This window comes from Serratia sp. Z4 (assembly GCF_009900725.1).
GTDB lineage: Bacteria > Pseudomonadota > Gammaproteobacteria > Enterobacterales > Enterobacteriaceae > Serratia > Serratia nematodiphila.
This window is the reverse complement of sequence record NZ_JAAABD010000007.1, coordinates 1-12,309: the sequence shown is the minus strand read 5'-3', so window position 1 is coordinate 12,309 and position 12,309 is coordinate 1. Positions and strand designations below refer to the sequence as shown.

General features: G+C 59.8%; 15 protein-coding genes. 7 read left to right on the top strand and 8 right to left on the bottom strand.

Features of this window, described 5'->3' with window-relative positions; all coding sequences use genetic code 11:
- Nucleotides 1-3 precede the first annotated feature (3 nt).
- The 3 genes from dtpD to GT753_RS20320 are packed head-to-tail and all read left to right on the top strand — an operon-like array spanning nucleotide 4 to nucleotide 3,157.
- Nucleotides 4-1,455, top strand: a complete 1,452-nt coding sequence (dtpD, locus tag GT753_RS20330; RefSeq protein ID WP_021505644.1) for a dipeptide permease DtpD — start codon at nucleotides 4-6, stop codon at nucleotides 1,453-1,455.
- 56 nt (nucleotides 1,456-1,511) lie between these two features.
- Nucleotides 1,512-2,843, top strand: coding sequence for a tRNA lysidine(34) synthetase TilS (tilS, locus tag GT753_RS20325; RefSeq protein WP_160125895.1), 1,332 nt, complete (start codon nucleotides 1,512-1,514; stop codon nucleotides 2,841-2,843).
- Complete coding sequence (locus GT753_RS20320; protein ID WP_004931989.1) at nucleotides 2,843-3,157, top strand: c-type cytochrome; 315 nt, start codon at nucleotides 2,843-2,845, stop codon at nucleotides 3,155-3,157. The genes tilS and GT753_RS20320 overlap by 1 nt, the downstream gene beginning before the upstream one ends.
- 50 nt (nucleotides 3,158-3,207) lie before the next feature.
- Here GT753_RS20320 and rof read toward each other — a convergent pair whose 3' ends face one another.
- Both rof and GT753_RS20310 read right to left on the bottom strand, forming a co-directional pair.
- Nucleotides 3,208-3,471, bottom strand: a complete 264-nt coding sequence (gene rof / locus GT753_RS20315) for a Rho-binding antiterminator (protein WP_004931991.1) — start codon at nucleotides 3,469-3,471, stop codon at nucleotides 3,208-3,210.
- Nucleotides 3,458-3,658, bottom strand: a complete 201-nt coding sequence (locus tag GT753_RS20310; RefSeq protein ID WP_004931993.1) for a YaeP family protein — start codon at nucleotides 3,656-3,658, stop codon at nucleotides 3,458-3,460. The genes rof and GT753_RS20310 overlap by 14 nt, the downstream gene beginning before the upstream one ends.
- Nucleotides 3,659-3,872: 214 nt before the next feature.
- Between GT753_RS20310 and GT753_RS20305 the strand changes: the two genes are divergently transcribed.
- From GT753_RS20305 to nlpE, 3 genes are read left to right on the top strand one after another with little or no spacing between them, the layout of a single operon-like run.
- A complete protein-coding gene (locus GT753_RS20305) occupies nucleotides 3,873-4,421 on the top strand; it encodes a YaeQ family protein (protein ID WP_160125894.1) in 549 nt (182 codons plus the stop codon).
- Nucleotides 4,422-4,424: 3 nt separating this feature from the next.
- Nucleotides 4,425-4,838: an alternative ribosome rescue aminoacyl-tRNA hydrolase ArfB gene (gene arfB / locus GT753_RS20300; RefSeq protein ID WP_160125893.1), complete on the top strand. Its 414-nt coding sequence runs from the start codon at nucleotides 4,425-4,427 to the stop codon at nucleotides 4,836-4,838.
- Between the two features lie 29 nt (nucleotides 4,839-4,867).
- The gene (nlpE, locus tag GT753_RS20295) at nucleotides 4,868-5,551 is read left to right on the top strand and encodes an envelope stress response activation lipoprotein NlpE (protein WP_004932000.1); all 684 of its coding nucleotides are present in this window, start codon (nucleotides 4,868-4,870) and stop codon (nucleotides 5,549-5,551) included.
- Between the two features lie 60 nt (nucleotides 5,552-5,611).
- Here the strand turns inward: nlpE and proS are convergent, their stop codons facing one another.
- The 6 genes from proS to metN form a co-directional block, all read right to left on the bottom strand.
- Nucleotides 5,612-7,330 (bottom strand): proline--tRNA ligase, encoded by a 1,719-nt coding sequence (gene proS, locus GT753_RS20290; RefSeq protein ID WP_015378882.1) that lies wholly within the window; start codon nucleotides 7,328-7,330, stop codon nucleotides 5,612-5,614.
- A 120-nt stretch (nucleotides 7,331-7,450) separates the two neighbouring features.
- The gene (gene tsaA, locus GT753_RS20285; protein ID WP_004932003.1) at nucleotides 7,451-8,158 is read right to left on the bottom strand and encodes a tRNA (N6-threonylcarbamoyladenosine(37)-N6)-methyltransferase TrmO; all 708 of its coding nucleotides are present in this window, start codon (nucleotides 8,156-8,158) and stop codon (nucleotides 7,451-7,453) included.
- Nucleotides 8,155-8,559 (bottom strand): Rcs stress response system protein RcsF, encoded by a 405-nt coding sequence (gene rcsF / locus GT753_RS20280; RefSeq protein ID WP_004932006.1) that lies wholly within the window; start codon nucleotides 8,557-8,559, stop codon nucleotides 8,155-8,157. The genes tsaA and rcsF overlap by 4 nt, the downstream gene beginning before the upstream one ends.
- 114 nt (nucleotides 8,560-8,673) lie before the next feature.
- The gene (locus GT753_RS20275; RefSeq protein ID WP_004932008.1) at nucleotides 8,674-9,489 is read right to left on the bottom strand and encodes a MetQ/NlpA family lipoprotein; all 816 of its coding nucleotides are present in this window, start codon (nucleotides 9,487-9,489) and stop codon (nucleotides 8,674-8,676) included.
- 39 nt (nucleotides 9,490-9,528) lie between these two features.
- Entirely contained in the window at nucleotides 9,529-10,182 is a 654-nt protein-coding gene (locus tag GT753_RS20270) for a methionine ABC transporter permease MetI (RefSeq protein WP_004932010.1), read from the bottom strand.
- The gene (gene metN / locus GT753_RS20265) at nucleotides 10,175-11,206 is read right to left on the bottom strand and encodes a methionine ABC transporter ATP-binding protein MetN (protein ID WP_004932012.1); all 1,032 of its coding nucleotides are present in this window, start codon (nucleotides 11,204-11,206) and stop codon (nucleotides 10,175-10,177) included. Before metN ends, GT753_RS20270 begins: the two co-directional genes overlap by 8 nt.
- 189 nt (nucleotides 11,207-11,395) lie before the next feature.
- Here metN and gmhB point away from each other — a divergent pair, with 189 nt between their 5' ends.
- Nucleotides 11,396-11,959 (top strand): D-glycero-beta-D-manno-heptose 1,7-bisphosphate 7-phosphatase, encoded by a 564-nt coding sequence (gene gmhB, locus GT753_RS20260; protein ID WP_015378880.1) that lies wholly within the window; start codon nucleotides 11,396-11,398, stop codon nucleotides 11,957-11,959.
- Nucleotides 11,960-12,309: the final 350 nt, after the last annotated feature.

Below are 12,309 nucleotides of genomic sequence, written 5' to 3'. Positions count from 1 at the left end.
ACCATGAAAACACCCTCACAGCCGCGCGCAATCTACTATGTCGTAGCGATACAAATTTGGGAATATTTCAGCTTTTACGGCATGCGTGCGTTACTGATCCTCTATCTGACCCACCAACTCGGCTATACCGACAGCCACGCCATCGATCTCTACAGCGCTTACGCTTCGTTAGTTTACGTCACTCCTATTTTGGGCGGCTGGCTCGCCGACCGCCTGCTGGGCAACCGCGTCGCGGTGATCGCCGGCGCGGCGCTGATGACCCTGGGGCATATCGTGCTCGGCCTGAGCGCGGTCTCCGCCCAGTCGCTCTATCTGGCGCTGGCGATCATCATCTGCGGTTACGGCCTGTTCAAATCCAATATCAGCTGCCTGCTGGGCGAGCTTTACCCGGCGCAGGACTCGCGCCGCGAAGGGGGCTTCTCGCTGCTGTACGCCGCCGGCAACGTCGGTTCCATTTTGGCGCCGATCGCCTGTGGGTTGGCGGCCGAGCGCTATGGCTGGCACGTCGGCTTTGCGTTGGCCGGGATCGGCATGTTCGCCGGCCTGGTGATTTTTCTGCTGGGCGGACGCCATTTCCGCCACACCCGCGGCGTGAATGCCCCGCTGATGCGCGCCAGAAGCCTGGGCCTGCCGCACTGGGGATGGCTGCTGGCGGCGTTGCTGGCGTCGCCGCTGTTCTTCACGCTGCTGTTTGAACGCGACTGGGCCGGCTATTTGCTCGGGTTGGTGTGCGTGGCGGCGGTGGCGCTGGTGGCGCGCATTATGCTGCGTGCGGACGCCGGCCAGCGGCGGGGGCTGTGGCAGATCATCGTACTGATGCTGCTGGGCACGCTGTTCTGGGCTTTTGCCCAGCAGGGCGGCAGCTCCATCAGCCTGTTTATCGATCACTTCGTCGACCGGCGCTGGTTCGGCTGGACGGTGCCGACCGCGCTGTTCCAGTCGGTTAACGCCTGCGCGGTGATGCTGGGCGGCGTGGCGCTGGCCTGGCTGGCGAGCGGCGGTGGCGCGGGCGACCGGACGCTGCGCATCTGGTGCAAGTTCGCCTTCGGTCTGCTGTTGATCGGCGTCGGCTTTATGCTGATGGCGCTCAATACGCGGCTGCACGGGCCGGGTTCGATGGGGCTGATGATCGCCGGCCTGGCGGTGATGGGCTTCGCCGAACTGTTTATCGATCCGGTGGCGATGGCGCAGATCACCCGGCTGAATATCCCCGGCGCCACCGGCGTGTTGACCGGTATCTATATGCTGGCGACCGGTTCGATCGCCAACTATCTGGCGGGCATCATCGCCAATCAGACCGCCGAGGATCACATCGAAGGGGCGGCGATGCAGGCGTATGGCCGCATTTTCGCCCAGATCGGCTGGGGGGCGGCCGGGTGCGCGCTGGCGGTGATCGCGGTGCTGGGCGGCTGGTGGCTGCTGACGCGACGCCAGGCCCGGACGGTTAATGCTTGATTGATGGCGGTAGGCGGGGTTAACGTGCAGCTATGTAGAAGTGACAAAGCCTACCGATGGATACTGATCAATTAACGACGCAGGTAGCGGACCAGCTGGGCGCGCAGCAGCGGCTGATGGTGGCGTTCAGCGGCGGCCTGGATTCCAGCGTGCTGCTGCATCTGCTGGCGACGTTGCGCCGCCAACGTCCGGCGCTGCAGCTGCGTGCGCTGCACGTGCATCATGGCCTGAGCGCCTTTGCCGACCGTTGGGTGGAGCATTGCCGCAGCCGATGTGCCGAGTGGCGGATCCCGCTGACGGTGACGCACGTGCAGGTGGATGCCCGCCAGGGCGGCATCGAAGCGGCGGCGCGTGCGGCGCGCTATGCCGCTTTCAGCGCAGCATTGGTTGAGGGAGAAGCGCTGCTTACCGCCCAACACCTTGACGATCAAAGCGAAACCTTCCTGTTGGCGCTCAAGCGCGGCAGCGGGCCGGCGGGGCTATCGGCGATGGCGGCGTGCGCCATGCTGGGCGAGCACTTGCTGTTGCGGCCGTTGCTGGGCTGCTCGCGTCAAACGCTGGAAAGCTACGCGCAGCGCCACGCCTTAAGCTGGATAGATGACGACAGCAATCAGGACACGCGCTTCGATCGCAATTTCCTGCGTTTGCAGGTTTTGCCGCAGCTCAACCAGCGCTGGCCGCACTTCGCTTCGGCGGTGGCGCGCAGCGCCAGCCTGTGCGCCGAGCAGGAGCAGCTGCTGGACGAACTGCTGGCGGAACCGCTGCAAAGCCTGTTGGCGGCGGATCGCTCATTGGCGATCGACGGCCTGACCGACTGTTCGCCGGTACGGCGTTTCGCCTTGTTGCGGCGCTGGATCGCGTTGTTTAACGTCACTATGCCGGCGCGTGAGCAGCTACAGCGCCTGTGGGAGGAGGTGGCACTCAGCCGGGAAGACGCCGAACCGCAGCTGCAGCTCGGCGCCTATCAGATCCGCCGTTTCCGTGGCCGACTGCACCTGCTGCCGCCGCTGGCGGCGCTGCGCGGTGTGCATCTGCCCTGGCGGCCTGACCAGCCGCTGACGTTGCCGGACGGGCTGGGGCTGTTGGTTGCCGGTGAGGGCGATCTGGCGCTGCGCGCGCCGCTGCTATCGCAGCAGATTAGCATTCGTTTCGGCGGCGTGCAGGGCGCGGTGCGCATCGTGGGGCGCGCCCATTCGCGGCCGATAAAAAAACTGTGGCAGGAGCTGGGCATTCCTCCCTGGCAGCGTGAACGCATCCCGTTGATTTATTATGATGAGCAGCTGATCGCCGCGCTGGGCGTATTCGTCTGTGAGGCGGGGCAGGTGCCGGAAGGCGAACGCCCGTGGCGGCTGCGCTGGGAAAAAAATCATAATCGCGAGGAGCACTGATGAAGTTAGTGGGGATCACGCTGTTGGCCGCCGGCCTGTTCAGCCTGCCGGCGTTGGCGGCGGGGGATGCGGCCGCCGGTCAGGCCAAAGCCGCCGCTTGTGCGGCGTGCCACGGCGCGCAGGGCAAGGTGACGGTGCCGATGTACCCGAATCTGGCCGGGCAGAACGCCATGTACCTGCAGCACGCGTTGCAGGCGTATAAGAAAGGGGAGCGCAACGGCGGCCAGGCCGAGGTGATGAAGGCCTATGTGTCGGGGCTGTCGGATGACGATATCGCCGATCTGGCGGCTTATTACGCCAGCCTGAAGCCCTAAATGACGAGGGCAGCCGTTGGGCTGCCCTGTTGGGATGGGGTTACCGCTGCTCAGTCCGACAGACTGACGACCACGGTACCGATTTCCGGATGACTGAAACTGCTGATATGGTCCAGCCGCAGGTCGCGCTGCTGGCCGTTCTGTTCGATGGTCAGATACTCAACGCGTTTCTTTTGCAGCAGGTCGATCGCCTTGGCCTCGATCACTTCTCCGTCGCGTAACTCCAGCTTCAGAATAAGTTTATGCTGACAGGCGAGTTCCAGGTTGTCGTAGTCATCGCAATTGATGGGTTGGTACTCATCATTCATCAACATAGTCGCTCACCAATAAGTTAGCGGCGGCAAAGGCCGCCTGTTCCCTAACGGAGGACGGTAGCGCGTCGTTCGCTGCGACATCGTCCAATGCCTTTAACGCACAAGCCAGCGCATCAGGCACGTAGCCAAGATCTCCACTGCCAATCTCGGCGTAAGTACGGCGTACTAACTCACAGTATTGTTGCACAGTTTCCTCCCTTAAGAACCTCTGCATCATCAAGACCGCTCTCGCGATGAGGCGCAGGCTCTCGGAGTTTTATCCTATCCTAGACGACTATAGCACAGCTGTTATGGAGTTATCAGCACCCCGACACGCCTTTCGTTCTGCGCCGAGCCGGGCTGCGCTGGCGGCGTTCACCCCTGATCAAGTACACTGTCGCCGAATAACAACGAGGTCACCCATGGCGCTGAAAGCAACCATTTATAAAGCCGCGGTCAATATCGCTGATATGGATCGTCACTTCTATCACGACGCCACGCTGACGCTGGCGCAACACCCGTCCGAAAATGAACAGCGCATGATGCTGCGCCTGTTGGCCTGGATCTGCCATGCCGACGAGCGGCTGGTGTTCACCAAAGGGCTGAGCGCCGACGATGAGCCGGAGATCTGGCAGCGCAACGACCATAACGGGCTGGAAATGTGGATCGAGATGGGGTTGCCTGACGAGAAGCGCATTCGCAAGGCCTGCAACCAGTCGCCGCGCGTGGTGTTGTACGCTTACGGCGAGCGCGCCGCGCACGTTTGGTGGCAGGCGATGCAGGGCAAAGTGGCCGGTTACAAGAACCTGAGCGTACGCTTCCTCGACGACGAGCAGCTGGTGCGGCTGACGGCGCTGGCCAGCCGCACCATGACGCTGCAGGCGACGCTGCAGGAAGGAACTATTTGGCTGTCCGATGCTCAGAATAGTCTGGAAATCCAGTTTGCCGAGTGGCAGCGGGCGCAGGTGTGACCGGTGCTGGAACTGTCAAGAAACGTCGCCATACCGGATAATGAGCTGGAATTGACGGCTATCCGCGCGCAGGGCGCGGGCGGCCAGCACGTGAACAAAACCTCAACGGCGATCCATTTGCGCTTTGACATCCGGGCATCCAGCCTGCCAGAGTATTATAAGGAAAGGCTGCTGGCGCTGAATCATCATTTAATTACCGCCGAAGGCGTGGTGATTATCAAGGCGCAAGAGTATCGCAGTCAGGAATTGAATCGCGAAGCGGCGTTGGCCAGGCTGGTCGCGTTGATTCAGCAGGCGATGGTGGTGGAAAAAACGCGCAAGGCGACCAAGCCGACGAAAGGAGCGAAACTGCGTCGCCTGGAAGGCAAGACGCGTAAAGGCGCCACCAAGGCGCTGCGCGGCAAGGTTCGCACTTAGGAATACATGAACACAGTAGGAGAATAACTGTGAAGAAAATTACGATAGCCCTGTTCTTGGCGGCAGGCGCACTCTCGTTGTTGGGATGCAACAATCATTATCAACCGAAGGAACAACCGCTGCAGGCGATGCCGCAGAGTTATCAAGGGGTGTTGCCTTGCGCCGATTGCGGCGGTCTGGATACGGCGCTGTTCCTGGATGAAGACGGCACCTTCGTGCTGCAGGAAACCTATCGCGGCAGCAAAGACGGCGATCAGACCTTTGCCGACTACGGCAAATGGGCGCGCACCGCGGATAAGCTGGTGCTGACCGACAGCACCGGCGAGAAACGCTACTTCCGTCCGGTGGGCAAGAGCCTGGAGATGCTGGATCGCAGCGGCGCGCCGATCGAGTCCAAGCTGAATTACCGTCTGGAGCCGGTCGAAAAGCCGTTGCCTAAAACCCCGATGGTGATGAAAGGCAGCTACAGCTATATGGCCGACGCGGCGGTGTTCAAAGATTGCGCCACCGGCATCACTTTCCCGGTGGATAACAACATCGCGCTGGAGCAAGGTTACGCCAAGGCCAATAAGACTGCAGGCGAGCCGGTGTTCCTGACCTTCAACGCGCACTTCAGCGTGCAGCCGTCGATGGAAGAGGGGCAGATTGAAAAAGCGGTGGTGCCGGACGGCAAGATCGCGTTCGACCGCAGTAAAAGCTGCAGCAGCAAGTAACGCGTTTCGGATATAAAAAAACCCGCCTAGGCGGGTTTTTTATTCTCTGGCGATCGGCGCTTAGCGTTTGATCTGGCCCAGCAGGAAATCAACGATTTCGCCGGTTTTGATCATTTTCTTCTCGCCGACGCGGCGGTTCTTGTACTCGATCTCTTCGTTATCGAGGTTACGATCGCCGATAACGATAGAGTGCGGCACGCCGATCAGTTCCATATCCGCGAACATCACGCCCGGACGCTCTTTGCGGTCATCGAGGATCACATCGATGCCGTGGGAGCGCAGGGTGTTGTACAGCTCTTCCGCCAGCGCCTGCACGCGGAATGACTTGTGCATGTTCATCGGCAGGATCGCCACCTGGAACGGCGCGATGGCGTCCGGCCAGATGATGCCGCGTTCGTCGTGGTTCTGCTCAATGGCGGCGGCCACGACGCGCGTGACACCGATGCCGTAGCAACCCATGGTCAGCACCTGGTTGCGGCCGTCTTCACCCTGCACGGTCGCTTTCATCGCTTCCGAGTACTTGGTGCCGAGCTGGAAGATATGGCCCACTTCGATGCCGCGTTTGATCAGCAGCGTCCCCTGACCGTCCGGGCTGGCGTCGCCTTCCACCACATTACGGATATCGGCCACCTGCGGCAGCGGCAGATCGCGCTCCCAGTTGATGCCGAAGTAGTGTTTGCCGTCAACGTTGGCGCCGGCGCCGAAATCGCTCATCGCCGCTACGCTGCGATCGGCTACCACCGGCATCGGCAGCTTGACTGGGCCAAGCGAGCCTGGGCCGGCGCCGACGATGGCGCGGATCTCTTCTTCGGTGGCGAAGGTCAGCGGCGCGGCAACCTGCGCCAGCTTCTCTGCCTTGATTTCGTTCAGTTCGTGATCGCCGCGCACCAGCAGGGCGACCAGTTTATGGCCGCTCTCTTCGGTGGCGCGCACCATCAGCGTCTTCACGGTTTTTTCCACCGGCAGCTGGAATTGCTCGACCAGCTCGGCGATGGTTTTGGCGTTCGGCGTATCCACCAGGCGCAGCTCTTCGCTGGCTGCAGCGCGCGGCTCTGCCGGCGCGACAGCTTCCGCCAGCTCGATGTTGGCGGCGAAATCGGAACCGGTGGAGAACACGATATCGTCTTCACCGCTCTGTGCCAGCACCTGGAATTCGTGCGAGGCGCTGCCGCCGATCGAGCCGGTATCCGCCTGCACCGGGCGGAAATCCAGGCCCATGCGGCTGAAGATTTTGCTGTATGCTTCGTACATCGCGTCGTAAGTCTCCTGCAGAGACTCCTGTGAGGTGTGGAAGGAGTAGGCATCCTTCATCAGGAACTCACGGGAACGCATCACGCCGAAACGCGGGCGCACTTCATCACGGAACTTGGTCTGGATCTGGAAGAAGTTCAGCGGCAGCTGCTTGTACGAGCTGATCTCGTTGCGGATCAGATCGGTGATCACTTCTTCATGCGTCGGGCCCAGTACGAACGGACGATCGCCGCGGTCGACGAAGCGCAGCAGCTCGGGGCCGTATTGCTCCCAACGGCCGCTTTCCTGCCACAGATCGGCAGGCTGAACCACCGGCATGGAAACTTCGATCGCGTTAGCATTGTTCATTTCTTCGCGAACGATGTTTTCAACCTTTTTCAGAACGCGCAGGCCGGTCGGCAGCCAGGTGTAAAGACCGGAGGCCAGCTTGCGGATCATCCCGGCGCGCAGCATCAGCTGGTGGCTGATCACTTCGGCGTCGGCAGGTGTCTCCTTCAAAGTGGAGAGCAGATATTGGCTAGTACGCATGGTGTTTTGGTTCCGTTAGAACTGCAAATTGCATCGGGCTGCCAGAGTGGCGGCCAAAAGTGACAAAAGTGGTTTAGTTTACCAGCGCGAGCGGGTCGCCAAAAGAGAGGCGGCGGAATTTTAACGCGGGTCGAGCGCCAACACTTCGGTGTGGCCGTCCACGACGCGCCAGCGCACGTTGAAATCCAACAGCCAGACGGCGTAATCCCGTTCGATGTCCTCTCCTTTACGATAGGCGGGACGGGGGTCTTGCGCCAGCACCTGGCTGATAAAACGCCTTAATTGCGGGTAGCGCGCCTGATGTTGCTGCAGCTGCTGCTCGGCCTGCGGTGCGAAACGCACGGGCATATCGCCGGCGGGCGCGGCCTGAGCAAAGCCGGCGCGGGCCTGCGGCTGGCTCTCGGCGAACGGCAGATAAGGCTTGATGTCCACCACCGGGGTGCCGTCGACCAGGTCGAGGCTGCCCAGTTCCAGCGCCACTTCACCGTTTTTCACCCGTACGCCCTTCAGCTCAATGAGCGACATGCCGAGCGGGTTGGGGCGGAAGGTGGAGCGGGTGGCGAACACGCCCATGCGGGCATTGCCGCCTAAACGCGGTGGACGCACCGTCGGGCGCCAGCCGCCCTCCATGGTTTGATGGAAAATGAACATCACCCACAGATGGCTGAAATCGCTGAGGCCGCGCACCGCTTCCGCCTGGTTGTAAGGCGGCAGCAGCAGCAGTTCGCCGCCGCCGTCTTCGACCAGCCCCGGCTGGCGGGGCACGGCGAATTTCTCTTTATAGGGCGAGCGGATCACGCCGATCTGCTCGAAAACGAATTCGGTCATTTGGACGAGACGTTAAGCGCCGAGCCCTGACAAACGGCCTGTTGATAGCAACCGGCGACGCCGCTGACAATCTGGCAGTCGTGCAGCAGCACGGCGTTGGCCTTCATGTAAGACGCACGGATTTGCATGCGTTTACGGGCGGTGGCCAGATTCGGTGGAGAGTCTTGCACGGTGGTTTGGCACGATTCGCCGGACACTTCACCCAGATCGCGGAACGGCTTGCCCACGAGCTCTTCTGCACTTTTGTACAGTTTTACCGGAGCGGGGCGGGCGGCCGGCGTGGTCTTGGCCGGAGCGGTGGTGGTCGGCTTGCTGGTGCTGCTTGTTGAGGACGGCGCGATACGCTGCGATGAACATCCGGCCAGCGCGAGCGCTAACAAACAGAGAGGTAAAACACGCATTGAGATTCCTCTGCCTTAATGAAAGTGGCGCTATTGAAGCAAGCTATGGCGGAAATAACAAGACGGGCCTTGGCCCGTCTTGCAATTATAGGAATAAAATGGGTGAATAAGCGCTTACCAGCCTTTCACCGCTCCGCCGTTGAAGATTTTGTTGGCGGCCGCGTCAACTTCGTCAGACTGATAGGCCTGAACGAATTTCTTCACGTTTTCCGCATCTTTGTTATCTTCGCGCGCAACCAGCAGGTTGACGTAAGGCGAGTCTTTATCTTCCACGAACAGACCGTCTTTCGCCGGCGTCAGGCCGATCTGGCTGGCGTAGGTGGTGTTGATCACCGCCAGCGCGATCTGCTGATCGTCCAGAGAACGCGGCAGCTGAGGCGCTTCCAGCTCAACCAACTTCAGGTTTTTCGGGTTCTCGGTCACGTCCAGCACGGTCGGCAGCAGGCCAACGCCGTCTTTCAGCTTGATCAGACCGACTTTCTGCAGCAGCAGCAGCGAACGGCCCAGGTTGGTCGGATCGTTAGGCAGCGCGATCTGCGAACCTTCTTTCAGCTCGTCCAGCGATTTGATTTTCTTGGAGTAACCGGCGATCGGGTAAACAAAGGTGTTGCCGACCGGCACCAGCTTGTAACCGCGGTCTTTGATCTGCTGATCCAGATAAGGCTTGTGCTGGAAGGCGTTCAGATCGATATCGCCTTTGCTCAGCGCTTCGTTAGGCAGCACGTAGTCGTTGAAGGTGACCAGTTCAACGTCCAGACCGTATTTCTCTTTCGCCACTTTCTGCGCCACTTCAGCCACTTGCTGCTCAGCGCCGACGATCACGCCGACCTTGATGTGGTTCGGATTCTTTTCATCCTGGCCACAGCCCGCCAGAGCCAGCGTGCCGATCAGTGCGCCAATTGCCGCGATGGATTTAAATTTTAACGACATATCCCTTCCTCATTAGACTCGCATTAATATGCGGTGAAATTATTTATGGGTAACGGCTTTGACGATGCGATCGCCGCAGAATTGGATCAGATAAACCAAAACTACCAGTAATACTAATACGGTATTCATCACTGTGGCGTTATAACCGATATAACCGTATTGGTAACCGATTTGGCCCAGGCCGCCGGCGCCGACCGCGCCGCCCATGGCGGAGTAACCCACCAGGGTGATCAGGGTGATGGTTGCGGCGTTGACCAAGCCCGGCAGGGCTTCCGGCAGCAACACTTTCTTGATGATCTGCATCGGCGTGGCGCCCATGGCGCGCGCGGCTTCCACCAGGCCGGACGGGATTTCCAGCAGGGCGTTTTCCACCATGCGCGCGATGAACGGTGCGGCGCCCACGGTCAACGGCACGATGGCCGCCTGCAGGCCGATCGAGGTGCCGACGATCATGCGGGTAAACGGAATCATCCAAACCAGCAGGATAATGAACGGAATGGAACGGAAGATGTTCACCAGCCCGGACAGGATCTTATACAGCGAATTGTTGGCGATGATCTGCCCCGGGCGGGTGACATACAGCAGCACGCCTACCGGCAGGCCGAGCACGAAACCGAAGAAGCCGGAGACAAAGGTCATCATGACGGTTTCCCACACGCCACGCGCCATCAACCACATCATTGCCTCAGACATAACCCAGAACCTCTACTTTTACCTGATTTTCTTGCAGGAACTTAATCGTCGCCAGCGCGTCTTCGTCGCTGCCGTGCAGCTCCGCCAGCATCACGCCGAATTTCACGCCGCCGGCATAATCCATCTGGGCGCTGATAATGTTGTTGTTCACGTTGAAGCGGCGAGCGGCTTCAGACAGCAGCGGCGCATCGACCGACTGACCGGTGAACTCCAGGCGCAGCAGCGGCTGGCGGTCGCCCTGACGCTCCGGCGACAGGCGCGCGGCGTAGTCGTCCGGGATATCCAGATGCAGCGTGGACTGAATGAACTGCTGGGCCAGCGGGGTTTTCGGGTGTGAGAACACTTCGCTGACGCTGTCTTTTTCGATCAGCTGCCCCTGGCTGATGACCGCGACCTGGTCGCAGATGCGTTTCACCACGTCCATTTCGTGGGTGATCAGCAGAATGGTCAGGCCCAGACGGCGGTTGATGTCTTTCAGCAGCTCCAGGATGGAACGGGTGGTGGCCGGATCCAACGCGCTGGTGGCTTCGTCGCACAGCAGCACTTTGGGATTGCTGGCCAGCGCACGGGCGATCGCCACGCGCTGTTTCTGGCCGCCGGACAGATTGGCCGGATAGGCGTCGTGTTTGTCCGCCAGGCCGACCAGCTCCAGCAGTTCGGTCACGCGCTTTTTGATCTCGGCGCGCGGCGTATTGTCCAGCTCCAGCGGCAGCGCCACGTTGCCGAACACCGTGCGGGAAGAGAGCAGGTTGAAGTGCTGGAAGATCATGCCGATTTGGCGACGGGCGCGCGTCAGTTCGCTTTCCGACAGAGACGTCAGATCCTGGCCATCGACCAGCACCTGGCCGGAGGTAGGGCGCTCAAGCATGTTGGCGCAGCGGATCAGCGTGCTTTTGCCGGCGCCGGAAGAGCCGATAACGCCATAGATTTGCCCGGCAGGGACGTGAAGGGTCACGTCAGAGAGCGCGGTAATGGTGCGCGAACCCTGCTGGAACACTTTAGTGATGTTAGAAAGTTTAATCATATTCTTCTTATTTTAGCGTGGTTGCCCGTGGCTAGATAAAAGTAAACCTCGGCGTGGAACCAAGGTATGACTCAGATGTTAAGGCGTCTAGACGTCTAAGTCAACGACCAGCGACGTTCTCCGGCGTTCTCAGTGCGGGGTAAAACATGCGATACTTGTCAGCGTATTCAGCCCCTCAGGAGCAAAGCGGTGACACAAAGCGTTCCAGCAATTTTTCTCGATCGTGACGGTACGATTAACGTTGACCATGGTTATGTCCATGAAATCGACAATTTCCACTTTATTGACGGCGTGATTGACGCCTGTCGCGAACTCAAAAAGATGGGGTTCGCGCTGGTGATGGTGACCAACCAGTCGGGCATTGCGCGCGGCAAGTTCAGCGAAGACCAGTTTATGTACCTGACCGAGTGGATGGACTGGTCGCTGGCCGATCGCGACGTCGACTTCGACGGCATCTATTTCTGCCCGCATCATCCGGAGGCGGTAGTGGAAGAGTATCGTCAGGTCTGTGACTGCCGTAAACCGCAGCCGGGCATGCTGCTGCAAGCGCAGCAGGAATTGAACATCGATATGGCCGCTTCTTATATGGTGGGCGATAAACCGGAAGATATGCAGGCGGCGATCGCGGCCGGCGTCGGCACCAAGGTGCTGGTGCGTACCGGCAAGCCGGTGACGGAGCAGGGTGAAAAGCTGGCCGATTGGGTGCTAAATAGCCTGGCGGACCTGCCGGCAGCCATCAAAAAGCGGGTTTAATAGGCGTTACGCATGAATAGTGAGCGGTCAGATAAAAAATGCATATTATCGCTTGTCATTCTGAACCGGCTCCCTATAATGCGCCTCCATCGACACGGCGCAAGTGATTCACTTCACACGGCGGCCGGGAAGAAAGAGAAAAAATCCTGAAAATTAGGGTTGACTCTGAAAGAGGAAAGCGTAATATACGCCACCTCGAGTTAGCAAGCGAAAGCGCCTAACTCACTGCTCTTTAACAATTTATCAGACAATCTGTGTGGGCACTCCACAAGACGATATCCAGCATCTTCGGATGCAAAAAAATATCAAGTCTTGAAGAGTGACTAACTGAAGTAAAATTCATGCAGTAA

Coding starts and splice junctions, on each gene's coding strand:
- dtpD (WP_021505644.1), top strand. CDS start 4: ATGAAAACACCCTCACAGCCGCGCGCAATCTACTATGTCGTAGCGATA.
- tilS (WP_160125895.1), top strand. CDS start 1,512: ATGGATACTGATCAATTAACGACGCAGGTAGCGGACCAGCTGGGCGCG.
- GT753_RS20320 (WP_004931989.1), top strand. CDS start 2,843: ATGAAGTTAGTGGGGATCACGCTGTTGGCCGCCGGCCTGTTCAGCCTG.
- rof (WP_004931991.1), bottom strand. CDS start 3,471: ATGTTGATGAATGATGAGTACCAACCCATCAATTGCGATGACTACGAC.
- GT753_RS20305 (WP_160125894.1), top strand. CDS start 3,873: ATGGCGCTGAAAGCAACCATTTATAAAGCCGCGGTCAATATCGCTGAT.
- proS (WP_015378882.1), bottom strand. CDS start 7,330: ATGCGTACTAGCCAATATCTGCTCTCCACTTTGAAGGAGACACCTGCC.
- tsaA (WP_004932003.1), bottom strand. CDS start 8,158: ATGACCGAATTCGTTTTCGAGCAGATCGGCGTGATCCGCTCGCCCTAT.
- rcsF (WP_004932006.1), bottom strand. CDS start 8,559: ATGCGTGTTTTACCTCTCTGTTTGTTAGCGCTCGCGCTGGCCGGATGT.
- GT753_RS20275 (WP_004932008.1), bottom strand. CDS start 9,489: ATGTCGTTAAAATTTAAATCCATCGCGGCAATTGGCGCACTGATCGGC.
- GT753_RS20270 (WP_004932010.1), bottom strand. CDS start 10,182: ATGTCTGAGGCAATGATGTGGTTGATGGCGCGTGGCGTGTGGGAAACC.
- metN (WP_004932012.1), bottom strand. CDS start 11,206: ATGATTAAACTTTCTAACATCACTAAAGTGTTCCAGCAGGGTTCGCGC.